The sequence below is a fragment of the Natranaerovirga pectinivora genome, assembly GCF_004342165.1.
Taxonomy (GTDB): domain Bacteria; phylum Bacillota; class Clostridia; order Lachnospirales; family DSM-24629; genus Natranaerovirga; species Natranaerovirga pectinivora.
Genome location: NZ_SMAL01000003.1, coordinates 349,999 through 364,743 on the forward strand (window position 1 = coordinate 349,999; position 14,745 = coordinate 364,743).

Sequence of the window (14,745 nt, forward strand, 5' to 3'; positions counted from 1 at the left end):
AATCCTCTTCGTCTTTTCATTTTTTATTTATCTTGCAGCAATATTATGGCACTATTGTATATATGTCAAATGTTTGCTTCTTTTCTAAGCCAAATAAATTATAGGATATCATGATTTTTCTTACATCCATATAATCTTCCTTTTTTCTATTGATATTTAATACAATTGTTATTCGATTATTTTTCACTCTAAAATTCTCAGGATTTGAGTATTTGGGTAAATATTTAGCAACAGATTCAGATTTTAATGCTCCTGTATTATTGGATTCATCAATAAAAACATTCACACTTAAATACTTATCATTATCTGATAGAATAGTTCCATCACTCATTCGTAGTTCAATATAATTTATCGTGGGCTTTACAATTCCTTCCCACTTTAAACTATACCCCAAGTAGTATTCTTCATTTAATTTAATACTATCTTTTTTAAAAGCAGCAGTAGATACCATGGTAAATTCACTTGAAATATAATTATGATAAAAAAATGCTATTACTAAAATACTTATTAGCAGAATACTTACGTATCTTTTTTTAATATTGACCATATGATACCCCTTTCAGCTTTTATCATTACAGCTCATTACCCTTAATAAGCACCTGTACTTCTCATTCATATTCTGTATAATTACTGTTTTTTTGATTATATCCACTAGAAAATACAGTACTTCCTTCTATACTCCCATAATCAGATAGAGAACCATGAGAACCATTAGAATTTTTTAAGAAATCTGGAGATATAATATATTCCACATTCTCATCAAGTCTTAATGCCCAGATAATGCTGTCATTTTTTTCATCTATTTTAGCTGATAACCCAAAAGCACCATCAATATCTCCTATGTTCCTTTTTATATCTGTTAATACTATGTTATCAAACTCTTTACCTTCGTGTTTAATAACCATTTCTAACGTCACTTCATGGTCTTTATCTATATAATAGTAGTAGCTGTACTCAAATCCATTTTTATAAAATTGAGAATCTGTTCCTTTTCCGATTCTTTCATGGTAATTTTGTATTACAATACTGGATTCAGAGCTTTTGTTTTCACAACCGATACTTATAATAATAAAAATTCCTATTAACAATAGAGTTTTTAATTTTGCATATTTCATATTTTTATATACTCCTAACAATAATCAACCTATTTATAGACTGCTTCTTGATTCATTTTTTCTTACAGATGGTGTTTGATAAAATTAGTATTAAAGCTATCGTAATTAAAAATCCCCAAGGCATAACCCATTGTAGATACTCTGGCATTTCCCCCTCATAATAAGTAAAAATAGCTAGTATAATGGTTATGATGCTAAAACCGCCTCCGACCACACGACATAAACGTCTAACATTATATTTTTCTTTTTCTTTTTTACTAGCTGTATTGTACCCAGCTATAAGAAAACTACCTTTTCCCATAAGTAAAGCAATCGATATAACTGCAAATAAAATTACAAATAACCAACCAATCCACATAAACTTTTCCTCCTTAAATGATATATTATCTTTAAAATTAATTTGACCATTATACTATCAATTTCATTTGAATTTGCTTTTTTAATAACTATTATAATATGGCTACACTTACAACTTGTATCTTAAGTATTTAATTCTTTGTATATGTAATAGCTAGTCAAGTTTACCTGTTTAACTATTTAACATGTTTTAGAAATCTCCTATTTAAATATATAGCTACAGCACCTAATACAATAAACGAAATAACCAAGCCAATTAATTCTTTAATTGGAATATCAATTCCCATTGCAGTTTGAAATATAGATTGACCAATCACAACGAAACCAATTATGGGCATTAGCGTTAATGGGATCGGTGCTAATTTGTAACCAAGGCTTTCTTTTCTTAAGATGCCAATGCCGCAACCTAAAAACACTGGAAGTATAATGCCAAAATCTATTACAAATGTTGGCTCTGTGGTATATATCTCAAAAGACTGCCCCGCAATAAGAGCTGGTATAATATAAGGTAACCATACTAGAACTGAAAAAGCACATATAATGATAAATATTGCAGTGCCTATTAAGCTTTCTTTCTTTAATTCTTCGGATAAATTATCTTCATTAATCAACTCACTTAATAAGAAGATCATTGCAAACAAAGCACAGGAGAAAAGCAGTACATATATCAAGAATAATTCGTTAAAAGTCACGCCAAAAACTAAGCATAGAGAGTAATAAAGCAATCCTGACAATAATCCCACATGTAAATATCTATATTTAGCAGCCTTTTTTCTTATGATAGTAACAAAAGCAAATAGAAGTGCTACTATAATCATTATAAAATCAGTTCCTTTATTGGCTCCAGCTGCTAGAACAGAATTATACTTATAAATACCATCTCCAAATATCTCAACACTCTCTCCGTAGATATTTTCAACAATAAAGCGTTCTCCCCCTGTTGAATAAAAAATACCTATACCTGCAATGACTAATGTTAATATAACTATTAGAAAACATATGTAATCTATCTTCTTCATATAAAAAGCTCCCTTACTATTCTTCATAGGCTGTATACTTCCTATCGATTATCTTATAATTTAATGATATATTCTTACACGATGGGTTTTATTTGAGCTTAACCTACAAAATAGCTAACATCATTGGTATTGGTGCTATTGATTTATTTTTCATTATTAAAGCTCTTCTTCATCCCTATGCTTTATGCCTCAATATAATATTTACCTAAGGGAAATATAGTTAAAACAATTAGTTTAGTGATTTGATTTTTTGAATGAATCTTTATAGTATTCATATTGCTCTGGTTGATTTGGCTCAAAATATACTTCAAATAAATTTTTATTATCTATCATAAGTACTGCTTGTGCACCTATGGATTTATTAATATCAGAAACAACTATTTCCTCTTGCTCTAGCTTATATATTCTAGTTTCGGGAATTGTACCCCAACTAGCAATAATCTCTGATTTACCATCATTATCTAAGTCTACCTCAGTAGCATTTCCATCCACTTGTATAAGTGAATTTTGTAACTCCTCTTCAAAAAACCAATAAAATGACTGCGCATAATTTCCACCTAGAATTCCTTTAATCTTTACTGCCTTTTTTCCCAATACCTGAATTTCTTCTATTCTTAATAATTCTTCTGGTGTACCATCCATTGATACTTCTCCAAAATCATAATAATTGTTATTTACGCTAATACCACCGTTAATATGCTCACCCTCTTGATGCCTATAAAGAAATACCCTAGTATCCTCGTCAATCTGTCTTTCTAAAATAACCTCTTTAATACTATTTGATTGTAACTCATTAATGATAATTTTACTCACATCTTCAAACTTTAAAGGAAGGGCATCTTTTTCTACTTTAGTACAACCACTGATTAAATAAATGGAAAATATTAATACAATCCCTAATTTCCCTCTCATATTACACTCCTCTTTTTAATTAGAATAAATCTGTAACCCCTTTAATTTTCTCTAAACGATAAAGTCCTTCATTATCTGATTTTTTTATATTATCTTTATAGTTATATCCCTTTCTTATATAAAATTGATGTGCTGTGATGGAATGCAGGAATTACTATTTTCTTTCATATGTATAATAGGTATAAGGTATAATTCCTTCTGGTACGTGTTTCTTGTAAGTGGTATGATATTTGTTGCTATCCAACTTAGGATAAAAAATTGTTCCATCTATCTCTTCATCTAATATTGTTATGTATATCCTATCCGCTATATCAATGGTATCCTTGTACAATTGCCCCCCACCTGCAATGAATACTTCTTCTCCGTCAACCATTTCTAATGCTTCATGTATTGACTTTACAACCTTATACAAATCACTATTGTCATCCATTGTATTAGAAACAACTATTATATTTCTTCCTTTTAACTTGTTTCCTAATGACTCATATGTTTTTCTCCCCATTATTACTGTTTTTCCCATAGTTAATTCTTTAAATCTTAATTGTTCCCCAGGTACTCTCCATGGGATATCGTTATCTTTACCGATTACATAGTTTTTTGCTATAGCTACTATATGGGAAATAATCATTTGTATTTTCCTTTCTATATTCTATTCTTTATTGCATATTCATTGTAGATTTCAGAACTAATTAATAATAGTCCTACAATCCCCATTATTATACTTATATAAAATGGCAATGTACCATTTGTTGCTTTTATAGCAAGATAATATCTACTTCCTGACCAACTCGTAATTCTAGGCATATGCATTACAGCTATTACATGTATTGTACAGTACAATATAACTGACAAACTTAAAAATGTTATTCCAACAATAAATTTTTTCATAATAACTCTCCTAATATTTTTTAGTTTCCCAACGCACCTTTAAGATGCTTGATTTTTTCTTGAAGCTGCTCACTATCTATATATTCAAGGTTTTTTAATTCAGTTAATACATTAAGATAACTTTCAAACTTTACATCTTCCTTTTTCTTAACACTCTTTAATTCAAATATCTTTAATATTTCATATGTTTCATCCGTATCAAATAAACCTAAATCTCTTAAACCTATAATCGTTTTTTCTTCTATAGATGACTCTATATCTGGAGTTGTTGGTTTTATTGCAAATCGAACTGCCAAATATACTATTGCAAACAAATACAAACTTCCTAATAAGAAATAAAATATATTCTCCACTTTTCTCCTCCTTTTACATCATTAGCCTTTTAATTATTTTTGCTTGTTCATAGAAAAATTCAAACTGAAATAGGTTTCCACTGCATTTTCCATTGGTATCAATAAAAAAGATTGCATATCTCTATATCCAGAATACTCAATTTCACAAGAAAATGTGATACCAGCCTCTCTAAAATGAAAACTCTTAAAAGTATTATTATGAATTTGCTCAATTATTCGACTTGGCAGCTTTGAAAACAAACTCATTTCATCCTGTGCACCAGCAAATGCAAGGGACCCTAGGATCAAATGGGAGTTATATGAATGGAGCCAGTCTTTATTATTCTTGATTTCTATAGCCATGTAAACCTCTGTCACATATCCATTTTCTGTTGTAAAATGATAGGTTGGTTTTTTAGTGTTACCCAAATTAATATATACGGTTCCGCCAAATTCCTTCTCTACCCATTTCCCCGTTTTCGTCCAAGTATTCATTTCCAAAGTCAACACCTAAAAAATTCGCATAATAATTGTAGTTCTCAACAAATTCTGCTACAGTCAGATTGCCTTTGTTTGGAGGAAGTTGCTGTGCGGACACCATTGTAAAAAAGATAGCAAATACAGCTATATGTGCACCAATATAAAGGGCAACTCGGTATATTTTCCTGTCCTTAAGGGTGTAAGCTATTGATTCATCCCATGGCTGGCTTTTTTTCTCACTAGACTTACTATAACTTTTCCAAAGACGAATAAGGTTGTAGATGGGAAGATTGTACCCCATCCCTGCACCTATAACGCCCCACGTTCGTTCTAATCCCTCGCCATAGGAAAGACGCCTTCCATCAATATTTTCTATCCTAAGTCCAAAGATTGCCTTCCCTGGCGTAGTCTTGAGCAAATAAAGCCACAGTGGCTCCAAAAACAACATAATAGTAATTGCCATATAAGTATCAAATAAGTTGCCTATATTGCCCCTTCTTAACAAATTTAGCTGAAATACAAATGCAATAACCCCTGACCATAGTATGTTGTATATCAAGATGTCTAGCATTCTGGCTAAGAATCTGCGCCAAGGATGAGATGCCTTTATACGTTCTTTATTATTGCCTGAACTATATTCACTACCTTCTTTTTCTTTTGTTAAGTTGATATTATCAAGATATCTATAGGCATCTAACTGTGTAAAAGTCACCCTATCTTCCTGCATTGCACGACAAAGATTTTGGGTATACGAATTGCCTTGCTTTTCAAGTATCTCGATTTTCTTAGAGAGAACATCTGCTAACTCCTTGCTTCCGTTTTTAAGTTCCTTAATTTCATCCAATGAAACCCCTAGTCTCCATAGCAATTTAATACGAAGTAAATTCTGCAAATCATCCTCTGAATAATGTCTATCTCCATTATCCATTCGTCTTGGTGTAATAACCCCCTCTCTTTCATAAAATCGTATGTTAGCTCCCTTAACTCCAGTTAGTTTTTCAACTTCTTTTAAAGTCATATCATTCCCCTTTTCCCATTTAATCCAGTATTTTGTGACTTTACCCCTTTCACTCATATTATTCTTTATCCTTTATTCTTTACTATTGTGTCTATCATCCCTTACACTAAAATAACCATATATTGGATACCTTGGATAATTACCTGAACCATAATCTACTCCATCTAAAGTCATTCGTGAAAAATCAGTATTGATTCGATATTCCCCTTCTGTTAGTCCCTCTGTATAAAAATGCAAATTGTAAGTATGCCATCTGGATTGATTGGATTGTAAAGGGTAGCCTATCATATGAAAAAAGTACATGTTTACGGTCTCTTTAGTTACTTTCTCCCAATCATCATTTACTTTCTTTTCTAATGTAAAAGGTTCACCAAACATCATTTCATCGTCTGTTGTATTAAACCACTTAGCTTTAACACTCATTGTCCCCGTTGGGTATATTTCATATTCTGTTTCTATCCATACGCCTTCAAGTTCGCTAGTTTCTACAGTATCAATAATAACTTTTGGTACATACAACCCTGTCATTTTAGATACATCAGGTGTTTTAGCCCCACTTAAACTAGAGTCCCCTGATAATACTAATGAACCGTCTGATTTTAAACCTATAGAAAAATATTCTCCTGCTGCAATAGCCACAATATCAGTCCAGTCTTCTACATCCATTTGTCCAAAAGTATTTCGTCCTGTAGCAATAACCGTACCATCACTTTTCAAACCTAATGTACAACTTCCACGAGTAGATATTGCAATGATATCTGTCCATTCAGATACATTTCCTTCCCCAAATTTGTTTGCACCAGTTGAAAGGACTGTGCCATCTTTTTTCAACCCAATAATAGAGTTGCCCGCCGATATTGCTACAATATCCGTCCACTCTGACGTATCTATTTCTCCTAGATAATCATATACTTTACTTTTTACTGTGCCATCTACCTTTAATCCAATGACATAGCTTCTTCCATCGGCAACTGATACAATATTTTCCCATCCCTCAAGTTTTACTGAGCCATCTTCATAAGCATAAGCTGCATATACAAATCCTTCATTAGTAACGCCTACTACTGATAGAGGATATGACCCTTGAAAAGCCTTTATATCACTCCACTTCGATACGGCTTCTACAACATCTGCCATTGCATATGTCCAGACATTCTTAGAATTCAGTAACTCCTCTTTTGTAACCGTATTGGTAGTAACAATACGACCGTCTATTGTTAGCCCTTCAATAGAATCTCCACTTCTAAAAGATAAAGATTTTATATTTGCCCATGACTCGGTAATATAATAATTATTTGCATATTCCCCATCGTAAGCTACCTTCACTTTACCCTCATCGGTGATAGCGCCCACTGCCCAAATTCCATTACCAATATATGTGCCTTCTATTAAATAACGTATTTGTTCTAACAGATGATCTGAGTTTTTATAACTTCCTAAGTCCATTAAAACACCCATCGCTTGAGGGTATTGGTTCTTAAATATGTACTCTATTGCTTGATTATATCGTTTTTCTTTACTTTCATTAGTTGAAACGGTTAGATTTTCTTCCCCACTAAATAACACATTTTCTTCTGTACACCCTACAAATAAATATAGGGTAATGACTATACATATACTTAATACTATTAATTTAAGTAATCCCCTCATATTATCATCACTCATTCCCTTTATTGAAAAATTTTCCCTTTCACAAAAGTGGTTTTCTACTTAATCTGTCATATACTCATTGACCAATTGATAACATCTTCCTTTTGTTGATTCATACAAAGATACATTATATGCAACAAATTCAAATGTGCCCCCCTTATATTGAGCAGCTTCATTATATGCTCGTGTTTCTTTTTCTTCTATCCATTTAATTTGTTCCTTTTGCAATTCTTTCATTGTCTCTTCTGATAACTGATTTTTAAGCAAGCTATAAATTTCATTTAATGCTTCGTCATACATATCATATGATATTCCATAATAGCTTCGCATAGCATTTGTAATGCCAGCATCTGAGTCTTTTCTCACTGGCAAGGCATCAAGTTCTATTTGTATATTGTTAATAAATCTAGAAATTCTTTTCTTCTTCCTTCTATTTTTGTTGCTGAGTTATCTACTTTAACTTGACTATCTATAGGTTGATTTTGTTCTATTTTGTTTTCAGCATTATCCTTTTCCTCACTGTCTATTGTACAAGCTGTGAATGTAAATATTAATACTGCAATGAACACAAGGATTATTTTATTTTTCATTACTACTCTCCTCTTATCACTATTCCATAAATATATATTTTATAAAGGACTCACTTCATTGCTTAACCTTTTGTTCTCTCCGAACAAATAATACTTAAGGTTTTTTAGCTAAATACAAATCCATAGTATCGTATATTGTTAAAACTCCTCCATGCTTATTAATTGTAGCTCTCATTTCTTCTTCAAATGCCAATCTTATATCTTTTGGCATTACCCTATGATCTGAATATGTATTTAGTAGTGAGATATAATCCTCTGCATTAAAAGACCTTGTTTGATGGATAAGTTTAAACTGTAAGTCAACAAATCCGTATTTTCTAATGGACTCCATTATCCTATTGTATTTATCTTGTTTGTCTTCAACTGGCGGCTCATATGTAGGGCTATATTTTTTATAAATTAACTGAATTTCATTATAGATGGTACTATCTTTCTTTATTGATGGTCTATTCCAAAACAAAGCTAAAGTGCCACCCCTTTTAAGCATATCAAAAACTTTTGTATACCCTATTTCTTCAGGTATCCAATGAAACGCAGTTCCTGAATATATCAAACCCACACTGTTAGGTGCATAATGATAGTCTTCGAAAGAAGTGTTATGTATTGTAAAGTTATCATATTCCCTAAATTTATTCTCACAATAGCTAGCTAAATTATCCCCCAGCTCTATTGCTGTAAGAGAACAACCTGTTTGTAAGATAGGTGTTGTAGCTTGCCCTGTACCTATTCCGATTTCAAGTGCCTCTTTTGTTTTATCAAGACTTGAATAATGGATTATGTTATCAAATAATTCTTTGGTATATGTCGGTCTAAATCGATCATAATTCTTTACATCTTCATTAAATGTCATTTGTCTTTTCAAGATTCATTACCTCTTTAATACATTAGGAGCTTATTATAATTATATTTGTACTCCCATTTTTTATAAGACTTTTAAACCAATTGTTCTCAATCTATATACTATTCTAATATTCCATACAATAAAAGTCAAAACATTTATACTATTATATGTTTATAACAAAAAAAGAAGATACAAATAGTATCTTCTTCAATTTAGTCAATATGAACATTATTGGTTTAAGAAAGTCAATGCGATCATTCCTCTTCCTGTATGAGAACCAATAATAGGTCCAATATTACATTCTATAACTTCTTTTGCCAGTTTTTTTTCTAAAATACTCGCTTTTACATAATTTGCATCTTCTTCATTATCCGCATGTCCAACTAAAACAGTGTGATTTTCTTTATCATTGTTACCTTCCTCTAGTTTTTCTAAAAGATATTGGTAACTTTTTTTCTTGCCTCTAACTTTTGCAACAGATATAAGCTTTCCTTCTTCATCAACACTTAAAATAGGTTTTAAATTTAACACATTTCCAACAGACGCTTGAATAGCATTAATTCTACCACCACGTTTTAAATTTTCTAGATCATTAACGACAAACCAATGATTTATATTAGATCGATTGTTTTCTATCCATTCTTTTAATTGTTCAATAGAATAACCCTCTTCTTTCTTTAATGCTGCTAAATAAACCAATAAGCCTTCTCCTATCGAAGCACATAAGGAGTCTACACTTATTATTTTTCTATCACTATAATTCTCTTTTAACTCATTCACAGCAAGTAATGACGCATTAAATGTCCCACTTAAACCAGATGAAAATGAAATATATAATATGTCTTTCCCTTGATCTAGAATCTCACTAAAGACAGAATCATAAGCATACAAATTGATCTGAGTTGTTGTTGATATTTTACCCAGTGCCAATTGATTGTAAAAATCTTTTATACGCATTTCTCTTTCATCAGGGTAATGGTTATATGTATTCTCTTCTATTATAAATTCCATAGGCATAACGACAATGCCTAACTTTTGAATTATTTCTAGTGGTAAATCGCAAGTTGCATCTGTTGCAATTATATAATTTTGCATAATGAATACCCCCGTAATTGATTTCAAGGGTATTATATCATCTATTGATTTCATAAGTATATACACAAATTAGTCATTTTGTGCAAACTGGTTCAGTGCATTTACCATTGTCCCTTTAACGATAACCTTTGTCATATTTGTTATTTCAACTGGATTTTCTTTACAATCAGCTTGAATCCAATGGGTTATCAATCCTACTAAAGTAACTGTATAGAAGTGTGCTAAAAAGTCTTTTTGCATCTCTTTTACATCTAATCCTTCTGCCATCTCGTAAGTTATATTTTTCACTACACGAAAAACTATCTTATACATAAAATCTTCTAAATACGCTCTACCAAGAGATTTGAATGCACAAAGTGTTATTTCTTTATTGGATTCTATGTAATTAAATAAATAAAGTACTTCTTTTGGCCAAGACTCATATGTGCTATTGATTTCAAATTGTTTTAATGCTTCCTCATGATAAAACCACTCTAATAACTCATAAATGTCTTGAAAATGATAATAGAAAGTACGTCTATTCATATCACATAAATCAACAATATCTTGAATCTTTATTTTTTCAAATGGTCTTTCACCCATTAAAATTTTTAAAGCATTAGCTAATTTCTTTTTAGTGGTATCGCTATCTTTACCCATTTACTCACCTTTGATATTAGGATGTGTTATTTGCATATATCTATAATACCATATTTTAACACCTATTTAATAGAATGGCTTATAATCTAACAGATATATTTTTTATTTCATCTAAATTCAGTAATATTTTTTCCAATACCAAGTTTTCTCTCTTTGTCCATATTACCCCTTCTGGGTATTTTAAAATGAACTCATTATTAGCTTGTATGGCCTCCTCTATCCCTATGTATACAGGTTTAAATCCTAAGGCCTTTTCTGATTCTGTTAATTCTAATTTACCTTTCTTCTTATCTAATTTACAAATATAATAATAAGAAACCATCTCGAACATATAGTTACTATCAAAAAAGTCTATTTTTCTTTCAAATACCTTTCCTACTTGCTTACTAATACCAATACAATCAAATCCTGTTTCTTCTTTTATCTCACGTGTTAAAGCTTCATAATGGGTTTCTCCACTTTCTATCCCACCACCTGGTAATTTATGATCATTTTTACTGCTGACCATCATCAATATTTTATCGTTATTAAGGATAATACCTCTAACAGCTTCCCTTTGTATTAAAGGTATATTATAATTTTCTTTTGTTCCTATAAAGATATCAAATATTTCACTCATAACTATTCCTTTCTAAATACCCTCTGATTAACTTATGATTCCAAACTTGAGCTTCAATATAAGGAAGAAAATCACTTGGAAGTTTTCCCCACCAACCTTCAACTGGCTCGCCTTGTTCTTTGAATATTGAGCGTATTTCGGATAATAGAAATACTTTTCTATGATATTTGGGTTGATAATACTTAGAAGACTTATCCTTGCCTAGTTGATATGAAAACATACTATCTATGTAGGTAAAGCTTATATCTTCTTCATTAAAATATGAAATTGGTACTTGAATTTTAGAAAGTTCCTCATATGGTGTATTATTTAACATATTAGATGTTCCGGCAACCATGTATAACGGGTATTCTTCCTGAGGACACCCTCCTTTTGCTATAAATGCTTGTCGTAACCACTTTTCTGTCTCTTTTCTTGACTGTAAGTACGCTTCTGGATTATTAAAACGGCCCCATATTGCATTTTCAACATATAAGTCTTTCATGACTTGGATTGCTTCCTGTTCTGGTAACGAAGATAAACTTTTAAAGGTATAGTTCCTGCCTTGTAATAATGCGTTAAATATTCCATCTTAGTATTACCCCCTCCATTGTTATTATTGTATTTCATAACATATAACTCTTCTTGAATAAGAAATTACTAATTGATATAATTAACTTGTTGTGCTATACCTATACTTAAATAAAAGGGTGATTAAGATGATTGCAAAACCAATTACAAATCAAGATGAACTTGAAATAGCTTTTAAAATTCGAAAAAAAGTCTTTGTTGAAGAGCAAGGCGTGCCAGCTGAAAATGAATTTGATGAATATGAGGCTACTACTACCCACGTACTTGCCTACTATAATAATGAGGCAGTTGGGGCTGGTAGACTTAGAACAATAGATGATATTGCTAAATTAGAAAGAATATGTGTTTTAGAATCTCACCGAAAATATGGCATCGGCAGAACTATTGTTCATTGCCTTGAAAATCTTGCTAAAGAAAAAGGTATAAAAAAATCAAAGCTACATGGTCAAACACATGCACTTTCTTTTTATGAAAAACTAGGCTATATTAAAGCATCGGAAGAATTTTTAGAAGAAGGGATACCTCATCTTGTAATGATAAAGGAGTTATCTTAATAAAAAAAGATAACCCTACAATATCTTGTATTTTAAAATATTCCATTCTAATCTTATATTCTGTCCCTAACTTAATACTAATAAGTTTTCTTTGCTTCATTTAATTTAGCTTTATTTAACCAATTGTTGAATATAATTATAATCAATACTATCTGAACTGTCCCTATAAAAGAAAGGGTCTTTTCTGATAGTATTACTTGAGTTAATTGTAAATTTCTTATACACATTACCATTCGTTTTATAGATTGTTATTCTAAAAGAATATCCCATATATCCTAATGAAATTTTATCTTTTTTTATTGACACAGCATTTAAGTTTTCAATAATATATTCAATATCCGTTTCGTCTGTAATTACAGTTGTTTTTCCTGTATTACCATTAAAAATTTCAATTTTTGAAATATGAGATGGTGAAATATTGATAATTGAACTTGAAAAATTCCACCAAATGAACCCACCAATACTAATTACAATGGCTAAAAATAATATGGTAATTAGCTTTTTGCTTTTCATTTGTATTCTCCTATTTCTCTTTGTACTTTTTTACTTAGGCTGCGAAATATCAACTCATAGGATTGGTCAATCATCACTTTCAATATTTCATCAGGGACTTCTCCATCTAAGTTAACAGAATTCCAATGAACCTTATTCATATAGTAGCCTTCTACTATATCTTCATATCGTGTCCTTAGTTCTTCTCCAAATATAGGCTCACACTTTAGAGTTATTATATTCTTACCTTCCTTATCCTTACATATGGCTGCAACCATCTTATCTTTTAATAAATATCTATTCCAATTCCACTCTTTCTTAAAATCTTTGTTTATTCCAACCTTTGACAATATGTATTCTTCAATCCAATGATATTTCATTTTTACCTCCATTGTTAAGTTATGACATTATCTCATGACAGTGTCATAACTTTTTACGAACTAGATCCCAAAGGAATACTATTTAATTTTTCTATTTGAACTAAAGAACATTATCATAAAGCCAATAACTGCTAAAATATAAAATCCAGTATCAATCCAATTATTAGCATTGAACCTTAAGACACAAATCATAAGAAATACAACTGCAAAAATCAAACTTGGTAATGCAGATTTATTTATTTTCATCACTAGGAATTCCCCCCTTTTACATCAGTCTTAGTTGCCTCCGGATAAATAGTATTATATAAAAAATTACTCACTTAATATTTCTGATTAAATTTTATCCGGATGTTCTAATGTTATATCAAATACAGATCCACAGTCTTTACAAGCATAAGCCATTACAGCAGATGATTTTTTTATAATGCCCTTTTGATTTTCTGGGATGAAAACTACTCCAGAATACCCAATAAGTTTACCCTTAATTATTCTACTGCTTTCACACTTCTCACATTTCTTATCCATTAATTCTTTCACCTCTAGACTATATAATATTCAATGAATAATACCAAAAGGTAGAATACTTCTTATAGGCCCTTCGCTTCAGCGCCTTTATACAATTTAATACTGATGGGACCTAAAGATTCTCATAATAATTAGTTGTCGTTCTCTAAAAAAGGAAGCATATCTTTGTCAATTCTATACACCCCCCAATATGGTTGTTCTATATACCACTTTGAGTTTTCTTTATAAATATACGATTTATAAAGCCTACTGTCATCTTCTGCTATGATATTAACAATGTAATATTCTTCTTTGGTAGGATTATCACTTATTGATAATGTTCTTGTTGCTTTGGCATTTAAAAAATATTGGGAAATGGTTTCAATGGTTTCATTATCAGTATATTTTTTCTCCAAATTATTATTTGTTATTTCTATTGCAGAAATTGTTTCTATACTAGGGTACTGTATAGACTCAGCCATGGGAAAGAAATGGTTATATAGTATGATTGCACCTATAGCTACTACGATAAACAATACCACTATAAACGAACCAACCCATCTTAATTTTGTTTTTTTCATTTTTACCTCCAAGTATAATATTAAATTTTACATTGAGACAAGTATCCTGGGAATGACAGGAATTGTCGTGTTTATCCCATGGGATCAATGGCAGGTGTGCTTTGCAGTC

24 protein-coding genes are annotated in these 14,745 nt (G+C 30.9%); 1 reads left to right on the forward strand and 23 read right to left on the reverse strand.

Annotated elements, in window-relative coordinates:
- Nucleotides 1–43: 43 nt before the first annotated feature.
- From EDC18_RS06330 to EDC18_RS06410, 18 genes are all read right to left on the reverse strand, one after another.
- Complete coding sequence (locus EDC18_RS06330; protein ID WP_132251428.1) at nt 44–547, reverse strand: hypothetical protein; 504 nt, start codon at nt 545–547, stop codon at nt 44–46.
- 61 nt (nt 548–608) lie between these two features.
- Nucleotides 609–1,115 carry a hypothetical protein gene (locus EDC18_RS06335; RefSeq protein WP_132251430.1) on the reverse strand — a complete coding sequence of 169 codons (507 nt, stop codon included), beginning with the start codon at nt 1,113–1,115 and terminating at the stop codon, nt 609–611.
- A 52-nt stretch (nt 1,116–1,167) separates the two neighbouring features.
- Nucleotides 1,168–1,473, reverse strand: a complete 306-nt coding sequence (locus EDC18_RS06340; RefSeq protein ID WP_132251432.1) for a DUF3784 domain-containing protein — start codon at nt 1,471–1,473, stop codon at nt 1,168–1,170.
- A gap of 175 nt (nt 1,474–1,648) precedes the next feature.
- Nucleotides 1,649–2,491, reverse strand: a complete 843-nt coding sequence (locus EDC18_RS06345) for a hypothetical protein (RefSeq protein ID WP_132251434.1) — start codon at nt 2,489–2,491, stop codon at nt 1,649–1,651.
- Nucleotides 2,492–2,725: 234 nt separating this feature from the next.
- Complete coding sequence (locus EDC18_RS06350) at nt 2,726–3,403, reverse strand: hypothetical protein (protein ID WP_132251436.1); 678 nt, start codon at nt 3,401–3,403, stop codon at nt 2,726–2,728.
- Between the two features lie 154 nt (nt 3,404–3,557).
- Entirely contained in the window at nt 3,558–4,031 is a 474-nt protein-coding gene (locus EDC18_RS06355) for a dihydrofolate reductase (RefSeq protein WP_243115074.1), read from the reverse strand.
- Between the two features lie 14 nt (nt 4,032–4,045).
- Nucleotides 4,046–4,291, reverse strand: coding sequence for a hypothetical protein (locus tag EDC18_RS06360; RefSeq protein WP_132251438.1), 246 nt, complete (start codon nt 4,289–4,291; stop codon nt 4,046–4,048).
- 20 nt (nt 4,292–4,311) lie between these two features.
- Nucleotides 4,312–4,644 (reverse strand): hypothetical protein, encoded by a 333-nt coding sequence (locus EDC18_RS06365; RefSeq protein WP_132251440.1) that lies wholly within the window; start codon nt 4,642–4,644, stop codon nt 4,312–4,314.
- A gap of 33 nt (nt 4,645–4,677) precedes the next feature.
- Nucleotides 4,678–5,118 carry a hypothetical protein gene (locus EDC18_RS06370; RefSeq protein ID WP_132251442.1) on the reverse strand — a complete coding sequence of 147 codons (441 nt, stop codon included), beginning with the start codon at nt 5,116–5,118 and terminating at the stop codon, nt 4,678–4,680.
- A complete protein-coding gene (locus EDC18_RS06375; RefSeq protein ID WP_132251444.1) occupies nt 5,054–6,178 on the reverse strand; it encodes a MerR family transcriptional regulator in 1,125 nt (374 codons plus the stop codon). The genes EDC18_RS06370 and EDC18_RS06375 overlap by 65 nt, the downstream gene beginning before the upstream one ends.
- A gap of 15 nt (nt 6,179–6,193) precedes the next feature.
- Complete coding sequence (locus EDC18_RS06380) at nt 6,194–7,771, reverse strand: immunoglobulin-like domain-containing protein (protein WP_165878497.1); 1,578 nt, start codon at nt 7,769–7,771, stop codon at nt 6,194–6,196.
- 60 nt (nt 7,772–7,831) lie between these two features.
- Nucleotides 7,832–8,137 carry a lysozyme inhibitor LprI family protein gene (locus EDC18_RS14750; protein ID WP_243115075.1) on the reverse strand — a complete coding sequence of 102 codons (306 nt, stop codon included), beginning with the start codon at nt 8,135–8,137 and terminating at the stop codon, nt 7,832–7,834.
- Between the two features lie 17 nt (nt 8,138–8,154).
- A complete protein-coding gene (locus EDC18_RS14755; RefSeq protein WP_243115076.1) occupies nt 8,155–8,361 on the reverse strand; it encodes a hypothetical protein in 207 nt (68 codons plus the stop codon).
- 94 nt (nt 8,362–8,455) lie between these two features.
- Nucleotides 8,456–9,223, reverse strand: coding sequence for a class I SAM-dependent methyltransferase (locus EDC18_RS06390; RefSeq protein ID WP_132251448.1), 768 nt, complete (start codon nt 9,221–9,223; stop codon nt 8,456–8,458).
- A gap of 207 nt (nt 9,224–9,430) precedes the next feature.
- Nucleotides 9,431–10,297, reverse strand: coding sequence for a DegV family protein (locus tag EDC18_RS06395; RefSeq protein WP_132251450.1), 867 nt, complete (start codon nt 10,295–10,297; stop codon nt 9,431–9,433).
- 69 nt (nt 10,298–10,366) lie between these two features.
- Nucleotides 10,367–10,936 (reverse strand): TetR/AcrR family transcriptional regulator C-terminal domain-containing protein, encoded by a 570-nt coding sequence (locus tag EDC18_RS06400; RefSeq protein ID WP_132251452.1) that lies wholly within the window; start codon nt 10,934–10,936, stop codon nt 10,367–10,369.
- A 79-nt stretch (nt 10,937–11,015) separates the two neighbouring features.
- Nucleotides 11,016–11,555 (reverse strand): NUDIX hydrolase, encoded by a 540-nt coding sequence (locus tag EDC18_RS06405; protein ID WP_132251454.1) that lies wholly within the window; start codon nt 11,553–11,555, stop codon nt 11,016–11,018.
- Nucleotides 11,548–12,039, reverse strand: coding sequence for a hypothetical protein (locus EDC18_RS06410; protein WP_207669173.1), 492 nt, complete (start codon nt 12,037–12,039; stop codon nt 11,548–11,550). Before EDC18_RS06410 ends, EDC18_RS06405 begins: the two co-directional genes overlap by 8 nt.
- Before the next feature lie 214 nt (nt 12,040–12,253).
- Here EDC18_RS06410 and EDC18_RS06415 point away from each other — a divergent pair, with 214 nt between their 5' ends.
- Complete coding sequence (locus EDC18_RS06415; RefSeq protein ID WP_132251456.1) at nt 12,254–12,679, forward strand: GNAT family N-acetyltransferase; 426 nt, start codon at nt 12,254–12,256, stop codon at nt 12,677–12,679.
- A gap of 111 nt (nt 12,680–12,790) precedes the next feature.
- On the opposite strand, the gene EDC18_RS06420 is transcribed toward EDC18_RS06415, so the two are convergent.
- The 5 genes from EDC18_RS06420 to EDC18_RS06435 form a co-directional block, all read right to left on the reverse strand.
- Nucleotides 12,791–13,192, reverse strand: coding sequence for a hypothetical protein (locus tag EDC18_RS06420; RefSeq protein WP_132251457.1), 402 nt, complete (start codon nt 13,190–13,192; stop codon nt 12,791–12,793).
- Nucleotides 13,189–13,551 (reverse strand): MmcQ/YjbR family DNA-binding protein, encoded by a 363-nt coding sequence (locus tag EDC18_RS06425; RefSeq protein ID WP_132251459.1) that lies wholly within the window; start codon nt 13,549–13,551, stop codon nt 13,189–13,191. The genes EDC18_RS06420 and EDC18_RS06425 overlap by 4 nt, the downstream gene beginning before the upstream one ends.
- Before the next feature lie 78 nt (nt 13,552–13,629).
- The gene (locus tag EDC18_RS14535; protein WP_165878498.1) at nt 13,630–13,800 is read right to left on the reverse strand and encodes a hypothetical protein; all 171 of its coding nucleotides are present in this window, start codon (nt 13,798–13,800) and stop codon (nt 13,630–13,632) included.
- Between the two features lie 84 nt (nt 13,801–13,884).
- Entirely contained in the window at nt 13,885–14,076 is a 192-nt protein-coding gene (locus tag EDC18_RS06430) for a hypothetical protein (protein WP_132251461.1), read from the reverse strand.
- A gap of 131 nt (nt 14,077–14,207) precedes the next feature.
- On the reverse strand, nt 14,208–14,636 hold the full coding sequence (locus EDC18_RS06435; protein WP_132251462.1) for a DUF5301 domain-containing protein: 429 nt from the start codon (nt 14,634–14,636) through the stop codon (nt 14,208–14,210).
- Between the last annotated feature and the right edge of the window lie 109 nt (nt 14,637–14,745).

Coding starts and splice junctions, on each gene's coding strand:
- EDC18_RS06430 (WP_132251461.1), bottom strand. CDS start 14,076: ATGGATAAGAAATGTGAGAAGTGTGAAAGCAGTAGAATAATTAAGGGT.
- EDC18_RS06330 (WP_132251428.1), bottom strand. CDS start 547: ATGGTCAATATTAAAAAAAGATACGTAAGTATTCTGCTAATAAGTATT.
- EDC18_RS06395 (WP_132251450.1), bottom strand. CDS start 10,297: ATGCAAAATTATATAATTGCAACAGATGCAACTTGCGATTTACCACTA.
- EDC18_RS14755 (WP_243115076.1), bottom strand. CDS start 8,361: ATGAAAAATAAAATAATCCTTGTGTTCATTGCAGTATTAATATTTACA.
- EDC18_RS06340 (WP_132251432.1), bottom strand. CDS start 1,473: ATGTGGATTGGTTGGTTATTTGTAATTTTATTTGCAGTTATATCGATT.
- EDC18_RS06420 (WP_132251457.1), bottom strand. CDS start 13,192: ATGAAAAGCAAAAAGCTAATTACCATATTATTTTTAGCCATTGTAATT.
- EDC18_RS06405 (WP_132251454.1), bottom strand. CDS start 11,555: ATGAGTGAAATATTTGATATCTTTATAGGAACAAAAGAAAATTATAAT.
- EDC18_RS06360 (WP_132251438.1), bottom strand. CDS start 4,291: ATGAAAAAATTTATTGTTGGAATAACATTTTTAAGTTTGTCAGTTATA.
- EDC18_RS06350 (WP_132251436.1), bottom strand. CDS start 3,403: ATGAGAGGGAAATTAGGGATTGTATTAATATTTTCCATTTATTTAATC.
- EDC18_RS06370 (WP_132251442.1), bottom strand. CDS start 5,118: ATGAATACTTGGACGAAAACGGGGAAATGGGTAGAGAAGGAATTTGGC.
- EDC18_RS06415 (WP_132251456.1), top strand. CDS start 12,254: ATGATTGCAAAACCAATTACAAATCAAGATGAACTTGAAATAGCTTTT.
- EDC18_RS06345 (WP_132251434.1), bottom strand. CDS start 2,491: ATGAAGAAGATAGATTACATATGTTTTCTAATAGTTATATTAACATTA.
- EDC18_RS06335 (WP_132251430.1), bottom strand. CDS start 1,115: ATGAAATATGCAAAATTAAAAACTCTATTGTTAATAGGAATTTTTATT.
- EDC18_RS06400 (WP_132251452.1), bottom strand. CDS start 10,936: ATGGGTAAAGATAGCGATACCACTAAAAAGAAATTAGCTAATGCTTTA.
- EDC18_RS06435 (WP_132251462.1), bottom strand. CDS start 14,636: ATGAAAAAAACAAAATTAAGATGGGTTGGTTCGTTTATAGTGGTATTG.
- EDC18_RS06355 (WP_243115074.1), bottom strand. CDS start 4,031: ATGATTATTTCCCATATAGTAGCTATAGCAAAAAACTATGTAATCGGT.
- EDC18_RS06375 (WP_132251444.1), bottom strand. CDS start 6,178: ATGAGTGAAAGGGGTAAAGTCACAAAATACTGGATTAAATGGGAAAAG.
- EDC18_RS06380 (WP_165878497.1), bottom strand. CDS start 7,771: ATGAGGGGATTACTTAAATTAATAGTATTAAGTATATGTATAGTCATT.
- EDC18_RS06410 (WP_207669173.1), bottom strand. CDS start 12,039: ATGAAAGACTTATATGTTGAAAATGCAATATGGGGCCGTTTTAATAAT.
- EDC18_RS06425 (WP_132251459.1), bottom strand. CDS start 13,551: ATGAAATATCATTGGATTGAAGAATACATATTGTCAAAGGTTGGAATA.